Here is a 16076-nt window from a genome sequence, read left to right as displayed (position 1 = left end):
GGGGGGAGCGAGTGTAGGTGCAAGCGAGCAATTTACGGCTAGGAAAAAACTGATAAACGTTCGGATTTTACGCTGTGGCTTTTAGGCCTTGCCTGGAATGCCGTACTTGCGCAACCGTTGAGCGATTGCGGTGTGCGAGGTCTGCAGCCGCCCGGCCAACTGGCGAGTGGAGGGGTAACTGGCATACAACCGCTGCAGCAGCTCGCGCTCGAAATCACCCACGGCCTGCTCCAGGCTTGCCACCTCGCCATCCTGCCCGCGCGCCACCGAGGTGCCGGCGATGTCCAGGTCGCCGATGTCCACCAGATTGCTTTCACAGATCGCCGCGGCGCGGAAAATCACGTTTTGCAGTTGGCGTACATTGCCCGGCCAGGGGTTGGCCAGCAGGGCCGTGTGGGTGGCTGGGGTCAGGCGGCAGGCCGGGCGCTGGATCTGCGTGCAGGCCTGCTGCATGAAGTAGTGGGCGAGCATGAGGATGTCCTGGCCACGGTCACGCAGCGGGGGCACCTGCAGGTTGAGCACGTTGAGGCGGTAGAACAGGTCCTCACGGAAGGTGCCTTCGGCGACCATGCGTTCGAGGTCGCGGTGGGTGGCGCTGATGATGCGCACATCGACCTTCACCTCACGGTCGCCACCGACGCGGCGGAAGCTGCCGTCGCTGAGAAAGCGCAGGAGTTTGGCCTGCAGGTACGGCGACATTTCGCCGATCTCGTCGAGAAACACCGTGCCCTGGTTGGCCAACTCCATCAGCCCAGGCTTGCCACCGCGCTGGGCGCCGGTGAAGGCGCCGGGGGCGTAGCCGAACAACTCGCTCTCGGCCAGGCTCTCGGGCAGTGCGGCGCAGTTGAGGGCGAGAAACGGCGCGGCGTGGCGGCTGCTGATCGCGTGGCAGGCGCGGGCCACCAGCTCCTTGCCGGTGCCGGTTTCGCCATGCACCAGCAGTGGTGCGTCGAGCGCTGCCACACGCAGGGCACGGGCCTTGAGAGTGCGGATTGCCGGCGATTCACCGAGCAGCGCATCGAAGCCTTCGGCGTGGTCGTGGTGCAGGGCCGAAAGGCGCTCGCCCATGCGGTTGGGTGGGTACAGAGTCAGCAGGCCACCCGCGTTGGTGATGGGCGTGGCATCGAGCAGCAGGCTCTGGCCGTTGAGCTGCATTTCGCGCATCGGCAGGTGGAAATTGTTGTCCAGCAGGGCTTGCAACAGTGCTGGGTCACCGAACAGCTCGCCCACCGAACGCCCGGCCGACTCACGGCCGCACAACGCGATCAGCGCCGGGTTGGCCAGCAGCACCTGGCCGGCGCTGTCCACCGCCAGCACCGGGTCGCTCATGGCGGCCAGCAAGGCATCGAGCTGCAGGTGGCGGCGCTGGCCGGGGAGGATGTCGACCACGTCCACCGACTGCACGCCCCGCACTTCGAACAGTGCATCGTGCAATTCTTCGAGCACGGCAGGGCTTAGCGTTGGGGCGTCGATGTAGACGTTCGGCGGGACCATTTCCACGGCGTCCAGGTTGAGGTTGCGGGCACCGAGCAAGGCGAGGACTTCCTGGGTGATGCCGACGCGGTCGATGAAGCTGACGTGGATGCGCATGGGGGAGATGGGTTGTGGCCGGGGAGGGCGTCAGTATGCCCTGATACGGGGGGCTGGCCCAAGTTGAGCGGTGATCCCTTCGCGGGGCAAGCCCGCTCCCACAGGATCACCACAAATTTCAGGTTTGTGGTGATCCTGTGGGAGCGGGCTTGCCCCGCGAAGGGGATCACTCCAGATGTTCAGGCTTGATCGGGTCGCCGGACTTCACATCCAGCTTCTCGCGAATGTCTTCGAACATCGCGTCGTAAATCTTGTGCGGGGAGCTGAGGGTTTCAAATTTCTTGGGCGGTGCGAGGTGAGCCTGCGCCTTGCGGCTCAGCACCATCAGAAAACTCGGCAACACCTGATCCTTAGCCAGAAAGAACTTCTCGTCCACCGTCTTGCCTTCGATGCTGCCATGCATGTGGAACTGTATGCCTCGGCCTTCCTTGGGATCCTGAAACGCTTGGTAATTGATGTTGAGGTCGTAACTATGATCGTTGTCGTTCAGCGCGGTGCGCTCTATATGCACGTGACCAGGTTGGTACTGGGCCATGGCGGAATCCTCCGGAAGGTCGAAAACGGCGGGCGACCTGCGCCCGCCTACTGCATTCAACGGTAGCTGATCCCCGGCTTGGCCGTGGAGACGCGGGTGCCGGCAGTGCCTTTGACGATGTCCTCGATGTTTTCCAGCGAGCTGATCACCGCCACTTTGCCGGTGTTGCGGGCAAAGTCACTGGCCGCCTGCACCTTCGGCCCCATGGAGCCGGCGGCGAAGCCCAGGCGTTCGAGTTCGTCGGGGTGGGCCTGGGCGATGGCTTTCTGCGTGGGCTTGCCCCAGTCAATGTAAGCCGCATCGACGTCAGTGGCGATGATCAGAAGGTCGGCTTCCAATTGCTCGGCCAGCAGCGCCGAGCACAGATCCTTGTCGATGACCGCCTCGATCCCTTTGAGCTTGCGGTTTTCATCGTACATGGTGGGGATGCCGCCTCCGCCTGCGCAGATCACGATGCTGCTCTTTTCCAACAGCCACTTGATCGGGCGAATCTCGAAGATGCGCTTGGGTTTGGGGCTGGCCACCACGCGGCGGTACTTGTCGCCGTCGGCCTTGACCACCCAGCCCTTTTCCTTGGCCAGGCGCTCGGCTTCCTCTTTGCCATAGACCGGGCCGATGAATTTGGTCGGGTCTTTGAACGCGGGGTCGTTGGCGTCGACTTCGACCTGGGTCAGCAGGGTAGCGAACGGCACTTCGAACGCCAGCAGGTTGCCCAGTTCCTGTTCGATCATGTAGCCGATCATGCCTTCGGTTTCGGCACCGAGCACATCCAGCGGGTAGGCTTCGTCGGGCTTGTAGGACAGCGCCTGAAGCGACAGCAGGCCGACTTGTGGGCCGTTGCCGTGGGCGATGACCAGTTCGTTGCCAGGGTGAATCTTGGCGATCTGTTCGGTGGCGGTGCGGATATTGGCGCGCTGGTTGTCAGCGGTCATGGGCTCGCCGCGGCGCAGCAGGGCGTTGCCGCCCAATGCAACAACGATACGCATGGGGAATGTCCTTTGACGAATAGATGAAAGTCGACACCGACCCTGTGGGAGCAGGCTTGCCCGCGAAGGCGTCAGCTCGGGCAACGAAGGTGTTGCGGCTGGCCTGTTCGCGGGGCAAGCCCGCTCCCACAGGATTTAGGTGTGGCCGTTACAGATCAGCCAGGGTCGATACCAGGATCGCCTTGATGGTGTGCATGCGGTTTTCCGCCTGCTCGAAGGCGATGCAGGCCGGCGACTCGAACACGTCGTCGGTCACTTCGATGCCATTGGCCATGTCCGGGTACTGCTCGGCGATCTGCTTGCCGACCTTGGTCTCGGAGTTGTGGAAGGCCGGCAGGCAGTGCATGAACTTGGACCGTGGGTTGCCGGTGGCCTTCATCATCTCGGCATTCACCTGATAGGGCTTGAGCAGCTTGATGCGCTCGCCCCAGGCTTCGATCGGCTCACCCATCGACACCCAGACGTCGGTGTGTACGAAGTCGACGCCCTTGACCGCAGCTTTCGGGTCTTCAGTGAGGGTGATGCGTGCGCCGCTTTCTTCGGCATATTTATGGCAGCGTTCGACCAGGTCGTCATGCGGCCACAGCGCCTTTGGCGCAGCGATGCGCACGTCCATGCCCAGCTTGGCACCGATCAGCAGCAGCGAATTGCCCATGTTGTTGCGGGCATCGCCCAGGTAGGCGTAGCTGATGTCATGCAGTGGCTTGTCGCTGTGCTCGCGCATGGTCAGCACGTCGGCGATCATCTGGGTCGGGTGATACTCGTCGGTCAGGCCGTTGAACACCGGGACGCCGGCGAATTTGGCCAGCTCTTCGACGATCTCCTGCTTGAAGCCACGGTACTCGATGGCATCGTACATGCGCCCGAGCACGCGGGCGGTGTCTTTCATGCTCTCCTTGTGGCCGATCTGCGAGGAATTGGGGTCGATGTAGGTGACGTTGGCGCCCTGATCATAGGCGGCGACTTCGAAGGCGCAGCGGGTGCGGGTCGAGGTCTTCTCGAAGATCAGGGCGATATTGTTGCCCTTCAGGTGTTGCTGCTCGGTGCCGGTGTACTTGGCGCGCTTGAGGTCGCGAGACAGGTCCAGCAGGTAGCGCAGTTCGCGCGTGGTGTGGTGCTCGAGGCTGAGCAGGTTGCGGTTGTGGATGTTGAACGCCATGGTGATTCTCCTTGAGTTCGGTAATCGGCCCGGCCACCGCCTTGTGGGGGCGGCCGGGGGAATGGTCGTTAGTAGTCGATGGGGTCACGGACGATCGGGCAGGTCATGCAGTGGCCGCCGCCGCGTCCACGGCCCAGTTCGCCGGCGCTGATGGTGATGACCTCGATGCCGGCCTTGCGCAACAGGGTGTTGGTGTAGGTGTTCCGGTCGTAGCCGATGACCACGCCAGGCTCCATCGCCACCACGTTGTTGCCGTCATCCCATTGTTCGCGCTCGGCGGCGAAGCTGTTGCCGCCGGTTTCGACCACACGCAGCTCCACACCCAGTTGTTCGCCGACCACTTCGATGAACGATTTGTTGATGCGGCGAACATCCATGCCATAAGGCTTGCTTTCGTCAGGACGGATGATGAACGGCACGATTTCTTTCACCACCTCAGGGAAGACCGTGACCAGGTCGCGGTCGCAGAAGCTGAAGACCGTGTCCAGGTGCATGGCGGCACGGGACTTCGGCAGCCCGGCGACGATGACTTCCGTCACCGCACCCTTGGCGAACAGGTTTTGCGCCAGTTGGCCGATGGCCTGGCGCGAGGTGCGCTCGCCCATGCCGATGAGGACGATGCCTTTGCCGATCGGCATCACGTCACCGCCCTCAAGCGTGGCATTGCCATGCTCTTTGTCCGGGTCGCCGTACCAGACCTGGAAGTCGGCGTTGGTGAACTCCTTGTGGAACTTGTAGATGGCAGTGGTCAACAGGGTTTCCTGACGTCGCGCCGGCCAGTACATCGGGTTCAGGGTGACGCCGCCGTAGATCCAGCAGGTGGTGTCACGGGTGAACTGGGTGTTGGGCAGCGGCGGCAGGATGAAGCTGGAGTGGCCGAGATAGTCGTTGTACATCTTGACCACATCGGCGCCTTCGCTTTGCGGCAGGTCCTGTCCGGCGACACCGCCGATGAGGAACTCGGCCAGGTGGCGAGGCTCCAGGCCTTCGAGCCAGCTGCGCACTTCGTTGGTCAGGCCGACACCGACGGTGTCCGGGGTGATCTTGCGGTCCAGGATCCACTTCAGTGCTTCAGGCTGCTGCACGATGTCGGTCAGCAGGTTGTGCATCTCCAGCACATCCACGCCGCGCTCGCGCATCTTGGTGACGAAGTCGAAATGGTCACGCTTGGCCTGGTCCACCCAGATCACGTCATCGAACAGCAGCTCGTCGCAGTTGCTCGGCGTCAGGCGCTTGTGCGCCAGGCCCGGCGAGCAGACCATCACTTTGCGCAGTTTGCCGGCTTCGGAATGGACACCGTACTTCTGTTTTTCAGCGGACATTGTTCAATCCTCCATTTAATGCAAAAGCGTGGGTCACAGGGTCAGGAAGCCGTCGTACAGACCATAGGCCGCCACCAGGGCGCCGATGACCACGGCTGCGAAGATCAGTTTTTCCACGTTGGTAAAGATCGGTTGGCCAATTTCATGCTTGGCCTTGGCGAACAGGATCACGCCAGGGGCGTACAGCAGGGCCGAGAGCAGCAGGTATTTCATGCCGCCGGCGTACAGCAGCCAGATGGCGTACACCAGGGCAACCGCGCCGATGAACAGGTCCTTGCTGCGCTCGCCGGCAGCGTTCTCGTAGGTTTCACCGCGCAGCGCCAGCAGGAAGCCATAGCCCGCCGACCACAGGTAGGGCACCAGGATCATCGAGGTGGCGAGGTAGATCAGTGACAGGTAAGTGCTGGCGGAGAAAAGCGTAATCACCAGGAAGATCTGCACCATGGCGTTGGTCAGCCACAGGGCATTGGCCGGTACCTGATTGGCGTTCTCGCGGCGCAGAAACTCCGGCATGGTGTGATCCTTGGCTGCGGCGAACATGATCTCGGCGCACAGCAGCACCCACGACAGCAGGGCACCCAGCAGCGAGATGATCAGGCCGACGCTGATCAGCACCGCGCCCCAGTGGCCGACCACATGTTCAAGCACGGCGGCCATCGATGGGTTCTGCAGCTTGGCCAGCTCTGGTTGGGTCATGATGCCCAGCGACAGCACGTTCACCAGCACCAGGAACAGCAGCACGGTGATGAAGCCGATGACCGTGGCCTTGCCGACGTCGGAACGTTTTTCCGCACGGGACGAGAAGATGCTCGCACCCTCGATACCGATGAACACCCAGACAGTGACCAGCATCATGTTGCGCACCTGGTTCATCACGCTGCCCAGTTCCGGCGTGCCAGTGCCCCAGATGTCGGCGGTAAAGATGTCGAGCCTGAAGGCGAACAGGCAGATCAGCGCGAACAGCACCAGCGGCACGACCTTGGCCACGGTGGTGACCAGGTTGATGAACGCCGCTTCCTTGATGCCACGCAGCACCAGGAAGTGCACCGCCCACAGCAGGATCGACGCGCCGACGATGGCAGCCGGGGTGTTGCCTTCGCCGAACATCGGGAAGAAGTAGCCGAGGGTGCTGAACAGCAGCACGAAGTAACCGACGTTGCCCAGCCAGGCACTGATCCAGTAGCCCCAGGCTGACGAGAAGCCCATGTAGTCGCCGAAGCCGGCCTTGGCGTAGGCGTACACGCCGCCGTCGAGGTCAGGTTTGCGGTTGGCCAGGGTCTGGAACACGAACGCCAAGGTGAGCATGCCGACGGCAGTGATTGCCCAACCGATCAGTACGGCACCGACGCCCGCACTGGCCGCCATGTTTTGTGGAAGGGAGAAGATGCCGCCGCCAATCATCGAACCAACGACGAGGGCAACTAATGCACCCAGTTTTAGTTTTCCAGAGGAATCAGACATTTAACAACTCCGTACCAGGAGAAAGTTGACAACAGAATAAATCTGCCGCCCGAGCCATGACCTGACTTGGATCAGTTCATGGCAAGTGAAGTAAGAAATTTCCTTCACATGACTCCTGGAGAGTGCCGACAGCTCTGCTGCAGGCCACGTGCGCTGGCACCTCCATGTACATCCAGAGCAAACGCTCTGTTCAACCTGCGAGCTTAGAAGCTAGTCGCTTTTGAGGTTTTCGCAAATATTTCTCAACAAATGTCATAGTTAAGATGTTTCGTTAAAGTTGCCTGGTGCACATGCGTTTTTGTCAGAAGGTCGGTATAGACAAAGCAGTTATGAGTGCTATAGCTTTAATAGCTTTGCCTCTTATGGCTGGCCATTTTTATATGCACTTAATGCTGTTTCAGGCGTGTGACATGGCACACAAACGATGGGGATTTGCATGAGCGAACCCGGACAGAAACTGCGCCTCGGCGCGTTGATCGCACTGGTGGTCGGTTCGATGATCGGCGGCGGGATCTTCTCGTTGCCGCAGAACATGGCGGCGCGCGCCGATGTCGGTGCCGTGCTGATCGGCTGGGGCATCACCGCGGTGGGCATGCTGGCGCTGGCCTTCGTGTTCCAGACCCTGGCCAACCGCAAGCCCGAGCTGGACTCTGGGGTGTACGCCTACGCCAAGGCGGGCTTTGGCGACTACATGGGCTTCTCGTCGGCCTGGGGCTACTGGATCAGCGCCTGGCTGGGCAACGTCGGCTACTTCGTGCTGCTTTTCAGTACCCTTGGCTTCTACTTTCCCGTATTCGGCGAAGGCAATACGCCGATCGCCATCGGCTGTGCTTCGCTGCTGCTGTGGGCGGTGCATTTTTTGGTGCTGCGCGGCATCAAGGAAGCGGCGTTCATCAACCAGGTGACCACGGTGGCCAAGGTGGTGCCGTTGCTCATCTTCATCGTCATCGCCGCGTTCGCATTTCGTGCTGACATCTTTACCCGCGACATCTGGGGGCTGAGGAACCCGCAGTTCGGCAACGTGCTGGACCAGGTGCGCAACATGATGCTGGTCACCGTGTTCGTGTTCATCGGTATCGAAGGTGCCAGCGTTTATTCGGGCAGGGCGCAGCGCCGCTCGGATGTCGGCAAGGCCACGGTGATCGGCTTTCTCGGCGTGCTGGCGCTGCTGGTGCTGGTGAATGTGCTGTCGCTCGGGGTGATGACCCAGCCTGAACTGGCCGGGCTGCAGAATCCGTCGCTGGCGTCGGTGCTGGAGCATATCGTCGGCCCGTGGGGCGCATTGCTGATCAGCGTGGGCCTCGCGATCTCGCTGCTCGGCGCGTTGCTGTCGTGGGCCTTGTTGTGCGCCGAAATCCTCTTCGCCACGGCGCGGGACAAGACCATGCCGCGTTTTCTGGCCAAGGAAAATGCCAACCATGTGCCGGCCAATGCGCTGTGGCTGACCAACTGCATGATCCAGGGCTTTCTGCTGATCACGCTATTTTCGGCGGGCACCTACACCAGCCTGATCTACCTGGCGTCGTCGATGATCCTGGTGCCCTATCTGTGGTCGGCTGCCTATGCGGTGCTGCTGGCGCTGCGCGGGGAAAGTTATGGCGGGGAGGAGGCACTGCGGCGCAAGGATTTGCTGGTGGCGGCGGTGGCGCTTTTGTATGCGGTGTGGCTGCTGTATGCCGGGGGGCTCAAGTACTTGCTGTTGTCGGCCTTGCTGTATGCGCCTGGGGTGATTCTGTTCGCCCGGGCCAAGCGCGAGCAAGGGCAGGCGCTGTTCACCACCTGGGAGAAAGTGATTTTCGCGGCGGTGCTGCTGGGTGCGGCGCTGGCAGCCTACGGGTTGTATTCAGGGCTGCTGAGCTTGTGAGGCCGGCGCGCAGGCATGCTCTGGCCGGGACCAGATCCACAGGTTGCCCAGGGTCATGCCGGCGATGGCCAGGAACACCGGCCAGTGATGGTCGAGGAAAGTCAGCATTACGCCGGCACACACCAGCATGCTGATGGTCGCGCTGACCTTGGCCCGTCGCTGGATCACCTTGCCATTGCGCCAGTTGTAGAGGATCGGCCCGAACAGCCGGTGGTTCTCCAGCCAGGCCGACAGGCGCGGTGAGCTGCGGGTCGCGGCCCAGGCGGCCAGGAGGATGAATTCGGTGGTCGGCAGGCCGGGGATGACGATGGCGACCAGGCCAACGCCCAAGCTCACGTAAGCCAGGATGCCATACAGCAGGCGCGCTAGTTTTGATCGGGCTGGTCGGGTCATGGGCTCACTGCGAAAAACGGTCCGGCCACCGGAGAGATGGCCGGGTGAAGCGTATCAGGCCAGCGCGTTGTCTGCAGCGTAGGCATGCTTGAGCAGTTCGGTGAAACGCTCGAAGGCGGCGACGGCGCCACGTTCGGCGGCAGCGTCCTGCTCGGCGGTCAATTCCAGGCCATCGAGAATGCGAGTGAACTGCTTCCAGCCTTCGGCGCGGCCACCGGCCGGCTCGCCCAGGTGACGGGCACCGAAGCTGTCGGACAGTTCCAGGGCCACGGCACGCTTGATCAGAAACGCAGCGCCCAGTTTGGAGCCTTCGGAGACGAAGATCCAGCCCAATGCCTCGGCCAGGCTCGGGTTCTGCAGTGCCCCAGCGACGGCGCCTGGTACTTCGGTGTCGAGGTCGGCGAGGTCCAGGCGGGCCTGTTCGGCGCGGCAGCGCTCGGCCAGGTCAGGGACGATGGCGATCAATTGCGGGTCGTTGTACAGCGCCTGCAGTTCGGACTGGAATAGGTATTGGGCGACGACGAAACGGGCGAAGCTTTCGCGGCTGTCGAACGGCGCGTGGGATTTGACCAGGGCGTCGAGTTCGGTGTGCGGGGCGTGGGTGACCTGGTTCAGGCGTTGCGAGCGCGGGGCTGGGCGGTCGGTCATGGGGGGGTCCTTGGAAAATGAGGGCGTCTAGTGACAAGACGAAACAGCGGGGGAGGGAGAGTAAAAAAACTGGTTTTTCGACTTGAATGCGGTAGTGACTGTGAGATCGAGCGCCGCCCGCGCGGCGCATCGCGGATAAAATCCGCTCCTACGTTTGTTTCTGGCCAATTATGTCAGTGGGATTTGTGCGCGGCCGCCTTGATGCCCCACGCGATACCGAGTCGTACAAACAAGGCGGTCGCGCGCGTCTGTCACTGACGTTACTGGCCAGAAACAAACGTAGGAGCGGATTTTATCCGCGATGCGCCGCGCGGGCGGCGCTCGATCTGGCAGGCGCTGCAGTGCTCAAGCGCACCCAGCTATCAGATATCCCAAACCACATTGATGGCAAAGTTGCGCCCCGGCATGGTCAGGCGGTCGAGGTTGGCCGGTTGGGTCACACCCGCTTCACCCTGGCCGTCGTAGCCGCGCACCGAATCCCACTGCCAGTACTTCTTGTCGGTCAGGTTGTACAGACCAGCGTTGACCGTCACATCGTCGGTCACCTTGTAGAAGCCGCTCAGGTCCAGCACACCGTAGCCCGGAGTGCGGAACTGCGAGCTCTGGCCATCGGGGGCGAAGAAGGTGGTGTCGTCGACGCGGGTCTTGCGCTTGACCAGGGTCCAGCTCAACAGGCCGCCGTAGTTCGGCTGCTCGTAACCCAGGCCGAACACGCCGGTCAGCGGGTTGACGCTGTTCAACGGCTGGCCATTGTCATCGTTGCGACCATGGGCGTAAGCGATCGAGCCCTGGGTGTACAGGCCCTCTGGCGCACCGAAGTGGTCGAGGTTGAGGCGGCCCTTGACCTCGGCGCCCTTGATGGTGGCGTGCTTGATGTTGTTGGCCTGGAAGGTGGTTTCCAGGTTGGCCGATTGCACGGCATCTTCGTCGATGAAGTCGCGGTACTTGTTGTAGAACACGGCGGCACTGAAGTTACCGGCATCGAAGTTGCCGCGCAGGCCGGTCTCGTAGCTCTTGCTCTTCTCTGGCTCAAGGCCTGGGTTGCCCTGTACCACATACCCCTCAGCCTGGTTCTCGAAGCGGCCGTACATCGACTTGGCGGTCGGCGTGCGGAAGCCTTCGGCGTATTGGCCGTACCAGGTGTAGTTGTCGTTGAAGGCGTAGGTCAGGCCGAATTTCGGCGATACGCGGTGCCACTTCTTGTCCGAGTCGTCGAGGCTGCCTGGGGCAGCGCCGGAGCCCTGGATGCCGCGCAGGAATTCGTCGGTGAACTTCGGTTCCATGCGCGTGTAGTCGTAGCGGGCGCCTGGCAGGAAGGTCCAGTTGTTCCAGCGGATTTCATCCTGCACGAACAGGCTGTAGGTGTTGACGGTCGGGTCTGGGAAGTCGCTGACCAGGGCCTGGGCGTCGCTGGTGCTGACCTGGCCGATGGCGCGGCAGGCGCCGCCGACTGCCAGGCAGGTGCCGGTGCCGCTGCGCGAACCGGTGACCTTCTCATGCTTGAGGGTGGTGCCGTAGGTCAGCAGGTGCTCGGTGGCGCCGATGCTGAAGGCTTTGTCCAGCTGGGCGTCGAAGACCCACTGGCGGTCCTTGTAGGTGGTGTCGCGGGTACGATAGACCGTGCGGCTGAACGGGAAGTAGACTTCTTCGGTACGCTGGTCGGTTTTGGCGATCTGGTAATTGAGGCTCCACTTGATGTGGTCGGCGACCAGCGAATCCAGGCCGAATTCGTGGTTGATGCCGAAGCGCTCGCGGGTCACGGTATCGTTACCGGTGCGGCTGCGGTACATGCCCATACCGGCGCCGTTGCTGAACGGCCCACCCACGGCGCTGAGAATGTTCTGGTCGCGGTCATCCTTGTAGCGTTCGTAGGTGAACCCCAGGCGCGCGTCGTCGGCGTAGTTCCAGCCGAGCTTGGCCAGCACGTTGGTGGTACGCACGTCTTCCGGGTTGGCTTCGGTGCGCGACAGGCCGGTGCCGCCGTGCTCGCCGTAGGATTCGGTTTCGTGGCCGTTGCGCTGGCTCACGTGCAACAGGCCATCGAAATCGCCCTGGCGGCCGGCCACGGTGGCGGAGGTCAACCAGCTGTCGTCAGCCGAGCTGTAGCCGGTCTTCAGGCGGGCGCCAACGTCCTTGCCAGGCTTGATGATGTCGTCCGGGTCGAGGGTGAAGTAGCTCACCGCGCCGCCGATGGCGTTGCTGCCGTACAGCACCGAGGCAGGGCCACGCAGGATCTCGACGCGCTTGACGATCTCGGGGTCGACGTAATTGCGCTGAGTCTGGGCGTACGGGCCGTAGAAGAAACTGTCGGGAATCGACACGCCGTCGATCTGCGTCAGGATGCGCTCACCGTCGATACCGCGAATGTTGTAGCCGTTCAGGCCGCTGCGCTGGCCAGTGCCGCCAACCGATACACCCGGCTCGTAACGTACCAGTTCCTGGATGTTGCTGACGTTCTGTCGGTCCAGTTCTTCGCGGGTATGCACGCTGACGGTGCTCGGCACCTGGCTGACATCCTGGGCGCTACGGGTAGCACTGACGGTCATCTGCTGCAGGGCGATGGCGTTGCCGGCCGACTGGCGTTCGAGCACCACATTGCCATTGCCGATCTTGCGATAGCCCAGGCCGGTGCCTTGCAGCAGTTGCTTCAAGGCGGCTTCCGCAGGCAGCGAGCCGCGTACACCGGGCGAAGCCACGCCATCGGCCAGCTCGGCGCTGAAGCCGACCTGCCAGCCAGTCACCTGGCTGAAGGCATTGATCGCCTCGACCAAGGGCTGTTGCGCGATGCTGAAGCGGTAGTCGCCCATGCGCGGGCTGCTCGCCTGGGCCGGCTCCACGGCCAGCGCCGGCAGGCTGCAGGCACCGCTGGCGAGAAGGGCCAGGGTCAGCAGAGACAGTTGGCCGGTACGGCGGGGAAGGGTGGACGGGCGAGTTGGACCTGTGGACATCGACGAAAGCGCTCCCTGTCGCGCGAACTGTTATAGGTGATGACTGTTCTCGTTTTCAAACAAGAATCAGTTGCATTGGCTATAACGAGACGGGCGGGGCAGCGCGATCGCGTAAAAATAATTGTCAGGTCAGTTGATGATGACCACAGCGGGGTATTCGTGCAGTTGCGCCGAAGTGATGTGGGCCAGGGCGCGCAAGGTCTCCAGCGGCTGGTCGAGGCGGTAGTTGCCGGTCACCGCCATGTCGTCGAGTTGGGCGTTGCGGTTGATGATCCAACCCGGGTAATAGCGGCGCACTTCGGCCAGCACCTGGCTCAGCGGGCAGTTCTCGAACACCAGACGGCCGTCGATCCAGGCCAGGTCCTTGTGCATGTCCGGGCGCTGGCGCTGGCCGAAGCCCTGCGGGCCGACGCTGATGCTGTCACCGGCGCTCAGACGAATACGCTGGTCGCTGGCGGCCTGCAGGTCGACATCGCCGCGCTGCACGCGCACCTGTGCTTCGCCATCGAGGTAGCGCACGGCAAAGTCGGTGTCGCGTACCTGTGCTCGCAGCGGCCCGGCTTGTACTTCCAGGGGCGGCTGGGCACCGCCTGGCACCTGGAAGTAGGCCTCGCCTTGCAGCAGACGCGCCACCTGGCGACCTTCGCGCAGGTCGCTGGCGAAGGCCGAGTTGGTGTTGAGCAACACCTTGGCGCCGTCATCGAGCTGGAGGCGCTGGCGCTCGCCCACCACCGTCAGATGATCGGCTTGCAGGCGCATCGGCAGGTTGCCCACGGTGAACAACCCAACCAGCAGCACGGCGGCGGTTGCCAGGGGTTTCCAGTGGCTACGCAAGCGCCCGCGCACGGAGCGGCGCCGGCCTTGATGCATGTGCGTAGCGGCCTGGCGCAGCGGCGTGCCGTTCCACAGCGCTTCGGCTTCGACGTAGGCCTCGGCGTTTTCCGGCGCGGCGCTGAGCCACTGCTCGAAGGCCAGGGTATCGGCTTCGGTCGCGCACTGCAGGCGGACCAGCCAATCCAGCGCCTCGTCCATCGCACGGGCGCGGGCGTGAGGCCCGGCAGTCGGCGGGCGAGGGGCGGGGCTGTCGGTCACGGTGAATCCTTGAAATGGTTTTCCCGAATGATCACGGCTATGGCGCAGCGTGGCAAGCGCTTCGCCGCATTCGGCTGGCCAGCGGTCGTCTCACTTGAGGCGATTGGCGACACCCATGCAGATGGCCATGATCAGTTTCAGTTCCTTCTGCACCGTGCTGGCCGAGACAGCTAGTTGCTCGGCGATTTCCAGGTAACTCGCACCATGCAGGCGGCTGAGGATGAAAATACGCTGCTGGCGTTCGGTCAGCTGGTTGAGGCTGACGCTCAGGTGCTTGAGCAACTGTTCGGCGTGGGCGGCATCTTCGCTGCTGCTCAGTGGCGCAGCGACGTTGTGGAGGATTTCGTCAGGGACGTCGTCGACCAGCATGCGCGATTGCACCCGGCGCGTGCGCAGATGGTCCAGGGCCAGGTTGCGGGCAGTCTGGAATACGAAAGGTTCGAGATGCTCGATAGGCCGTTCGCCCAGCGCGCGCGATACCCTCAGGTAGGTTTCCTGCAGCAGATCCTCAGCGGTGCTGGGGTTGCCGACCATGCGCTGCAAAGTGCGCAGCAAGGAAAGGCGCTGGATGAGGAAGATGGAGTTGAACCGGGACTGACTCACGGGGGAACCTGGCCGACGAAAGGTTAATGATAATGCTTATCATCTTGCCTATTGGTCAAGCCCGGAAGTGTTAGGAAAAGGTAAAGATTGTGTGGGGAAGGAGTATGTCTTTGGAGTTTTTGCGCCATTGAGATCGAGCGCCGCCCGCGCGGCGCATCGCGAGCAACGCTCGCTCCTACGTTTGTTTCCGGCCAGTAACGTCAGTACCAGCCGCGCGCGACCGCCTTGTTTGTACGCCTCGATATCGAGACATGCACCAAGGCGTTCGCGCGCCTGACCCGCAGGCATAATTGGCCGGAAACAAACGTAGGAGCGAGCGTTGCTCGCGATGCGCCGCGCGGGCGGCGCTCGATCTCAAAAACACCGCAAATCTCCCGTCATGCTCACCGGGCACTACACAACGCCAGGCAATTATCCAGCATGCGGTTGGAGAACCCCCACTCGTTGTCATACCAAGCCAGCACCTTGAGCATCTTGCCGTTGGCGCGGGTGTGATTGGCGTCGAAGATCGACGACAGCGGATTGTGGTTGAAGTCGCACGACACCAGCGGCAGCGCGTTGTAGCCGAGCACCTTGGAATGCCGGCTGGCTTCGAGGAACAGCTGGTTGACCTGCTCGGCCGTGGCTTCGCGCTTGAGGTTGACGGTAAGGTCGACCAGCGACACGTTGATCACCGGCACGCGCACCGCCATGCCGGTCAGTTTGCCGGCCAGCTCCGGCAAAACCAGGCCAACGGCTTCGGCGGCACCGGTCTTGCTCGGGATCATCGACTGGGTGGCCGAACGCGCGCGGTATGGGTCGCTGTGATAGACGTCGGTCAGCACCTGGTCATTTGTATACGCGTGGATGGTGGTCATCAACCCTTGTTCGATGCCGAACTCGCGGTGCAGCACCTGGGCGATCGGCGCCAGGCAGTTGGTGGTGCAGGAGGCACTGGAAATGACCTGGTGCGAAGACCGCAGGACGTCATGGTTGACCCCATACACCACCGTTGCATCCACCCCCTTGCCCGGCGCCGAGACGATCACCTTGCCAGCCCCTGCCGCCAGGTGCGCGGCGGCCTTGGCGCGGTCGGTGAACAGCCCGGTGCACTCGAACACCACGTCGATCGCTTCGGCCTTCCAGGGCAACTCGACCGGGTTGCGGATGGCGCTGACCGCAATGCGGTCACCATTGACCGTCAGGCTCTCGTGATCGGCCTCGACCGATGCATCGAAAATACCGTGCACGCTGTCGTACTTGAGCAGGTGGGCGTTCATCGCGCTGTCGCCCAGGTCGTTGATGGCGACGACCTGCAGGTCCTGGCGGTAGCCTTGGGTATAAAGTGCGCGCAGGACGTTGCGCCCGATGCGGCCGAATCCGTTGATGGCGATGCGTAGGGTCATGGCAGTACCTCTGGCAGTCCGAGTGAAACCTGTGGCACAAAGAAGCTTCACTGAAACGGTTTTGTTGTTGGAATTACAAGATTATTCACT

At 62.4% G+C, this 16076-nt stretch carries 13 protein-coding genes; 1 reads left to right on the top strand and 12 read right to left on the bottom strand.

What is annotated here, in order from left to right; translation table 11 throughout:
- Positions 1 to 81 precede the first annotated feature (81 nt).
- From ACIPZF_RS07605 to arcD (ACIPZF_RS07580), 6 genes are all read right to left on the bottom strand, one after another.
- On the bottom strand, positions 82 to 1590 hold the full coding sequence (locus ACIPZF_RS07605; RefSeq protein WP_400797232.1) for a sigma-54-dependent transcriptional regulator: 1509 nt from the start codon (positions 1588 to 1590) through the stop codon (positions 82 to 84).
- A 166-nt stretch (positions 1591 to 1756) separates the two neighbouring features.
- Positions 1757 to 2125, bottom strand: a complete 369-nt coding sequence (locus tag ACIPZF_RS07600) for a DUF5064 family protein (RefSeq protein WP_400797230.1) — start codon at positions 2123 to 2125, stop codon at positions 1757 to 1759.
- Positions 2126 to 2181: 56 nt separating this feature from the next.
- Positions 2182 to 3111, bottom strand: a complete 930-nt coding sequence (arcC, locus tag ACIPZF_RS07595; RefSeq protein WP_400797227.1) for a carbamate kinase — start codon at positions 3109 to 3111, stop codon at positions 2182 to 2184.
- A 148-nt stretch (positions 3112 to 3259) separates the two neighbouring features.
- Positions 3260 to 4270, bottom strand: coding sequence for an ornithine carbamoyltransferase (locus tag ACIPZF_RS07590; protein WP_400797224.1), 1011 nt, complete (start codon positions 4268 to 4270; stop codon positions 3260 to 3262).
- 68 nt (positions 4271 to 4338) lie between these two features.
- Positions 4339 to 5592: an arginine deiminase gene (gene arcA, locus ACIPZF_RS07585; RefSeq protein WP_400797222.1), complete on the bottom strand. Its 1254-nt coding sequence runs from the start codon at positions 5590 to 5592 to the stop codon at positions 4339 to 4341.
- A 33-nt stretch (positions 5593 to 5625) separates the two neighbouring features.
- Positions 5626 to 7053 carry an arginine-ornithine antiporter gene (arcD, locus tag ACIPZF_RS07580; RefSeq protein WP_400797219.1) on the bottom strand — a complete coding sequence of 476 codons (1428 nt, stop codon included), beginning with the start codon at positions 7051 to 7053 and terminating at the stop codon, positions 5626 to 5628.
- A gap of 436 nt (positions 7054 to 7489) precedes the next feature.
- On the opposite strand from arcD (ACIPZF_RS07580), the gene arcD (ACIPZF_RS07575) reads away from it, so the two are divergent.
- Positions 7490 to 8917 carry an arginine-ornithine antiporter gene (gene arcD / locus ACIPZF_RS07575; RefSeq protein ID WP_400797217.1) on the top strand — a complete coding sequence of 476 codons (1428 nt, stop codon included), beginning with the start codon at positions 7490 to 7492 and terminating at the stop codon, positions 8915 to 8917.
- Here the strand turns inward: arcD (ACIPZF_RS07575) and ACIPZF_RS07570 are convergent.
- From ACIPZF_RS07570 to gap, 6 genes are all read right to left on the bottom strand, one after another.
- Entirely contained in the window at positions 8897 to 9310 is a 414-nt protein-coding gene (locus ACIPZF_RS07570; protein WP_400797215.1) for a YbaN family protein, read from the bottom strand. The two genes, arcD (ACIPZF_RS07575) and ACIPZF_RS07570, sit on opposite strands and share 21 nt — an antisense overlap.
- Before the next feature lie 54 nt (positions 9311 to 9364).
- Positions 9365 to 9958 carry a biliverdin-producing heme oxygenase gene (locus ACIPZF_RS07565; RefSeq protein WP_400797213.1) on the bottom strand — a complete coding sequence of 198 codons (594 nt, stop codon included), beginning with the start codon at positions 9956 to 9958 and terminating at the stop codon, positions 9365 to 9367.
- A gap of 362 nt (positions 9959 to 10320) precedes the next feature.
- Complete coding sequence (locus tag ACIPZF_RS07560; RefSeq protein WP_400797210.1) at positions 10321 to 12906, bottom strand: TonB-dependent receptor; 2586 nt, start codon at positions 12904 to 12906, stop codon at positions 10321 to 10323.
- Between the two features lie 129 nt (positions 12907 to 13035).
- The gene (locus ACIPZF_RS07555; protein ID WP_400797207.1) at positions 13036 to 13998 is read right to left on the bottom strand and encodes a FecR family protein; all 963 of its coding nucleotides are present in this window, start codon (positions 13996 to 13998) and stop codon (positions 13036 to 13038) included.
- Positions 13999 to 14088: 90 nt separating this feature from the next.
- Positions 14089 to 14601, bottom strand: a complete 513-nt coding sequence (locus tag ACIPZF_RS07550) for an RNA polymerase sigma factor (protein ID WP_400797204.1) — start codon at positions 14599 to 14601, stop codon at positions 14089 to 14091.
- Between the two features lie 383 nt (positions 14602 to 14984).
- The gene (gene gap / locus ACIPZF_RS07545; protein ID WP_400797201.1) at positions 14985 to 15986 is read right to left on the bottom strand and encodes a type I glyceraldehyde-3-phosphate dehydrogenase; all 1002 of its coding nucleotides are present in this window, start codon (positions 15984 to 15986) and stop codon (positions 14985 to 14987) included.
- Positions 15987 to 16076 lie beyond the last annotated feature (90 nt).

The sequence above is a fragment of the Pseudomonas sp. NPDC089752 genome, from assembly GCF_044748725.1.
Taxonomy (GTDB): Bacteria; Pseudomonadota; Gammaproteobacteria; order Pseudomonadales; family Pseudomonadaceae; genus Aquipseudomonas.
The sequence above is the reverse complement of the archived record's forward strand: the minus strand, read 5'-3'. Positions and strand labels throughout refer to the sequence as shown.

Coding starts and splice junctions, on each gene's coding strand:
- arcC (WP_400797227.1), bottom strand. CDS start 3,111: ATGCGTATCGTTGTTGCATTGGGCGGCAACGCCCTGCTGCGCCGCGGC.
- arcD (WP_400797217.1), top strand. CDS start 7,490: ATGAGCGAACCCGGACAGAAACTGCGCCTCGGCGCGTTGATCGCACTG.
- ACIPZF_RS07565 (WP_400797213.1), bottom strand. CDS start 9,958: ATGACCGACCGCCCAGCCCCGCGCTCGCAACGCCTGAACCAGGTCACC.
- ACIPZF_RS07570 (WP_400797215.1), bottom strand. CDS start 9,310: ATGACCCGACCAGCCCGATCAAAACTAGCGCGCCTGCTGTATGGCATC.
- arcA (WP_400797222.1), bottom strand. CDS start 5,592: ATGTCCGCTGAAAAACAGAAGTACGGTGTCCATTCCGAAGCCGGCAAA.
- ACIPZF_RS07605 (WP_400797232.1), bottom strand. CDS start 1,590: ATGCGCATCCACGTCAGCTTCATCGACCGCGTCGGCATCACCCAGGAA.
- ACIPZF_RS07590 (WP_400797224.1), bottom strand. CDS start 4,270: ATGGCGTTCAACATCCACAACCGCAACCTGCTCAGCCTCGAGCACCAC.
- ACIPZF_RS07560 (WP_400797210.1), bottom strand. CDS start 12,906: ATGTCCACAGGTCCAACTCGCCCGTCCACCCTTCCCCGCCGTACCGGC.
- gap (WP_400797201.1), bottom strand. CDS start 15,986: ATGACCCTACGCATCGCCATCAACGGATTCGGCCGCATCGGGCGCAAC.
- ACIPZF_RS07600 (WP_400797230.1), bottom strand. CDS start 2,125: ATGGCCCAGTACCAACCTGGTCACGTGCATATAGAGCGCACCGCGCTG.
- arcD (WP_400797219.1), bottom strand. CDS start 7,053: ATGTCTGATTCCTCTGGAAAACTAAAACTGGGTGCATTAGTTGCCCTC.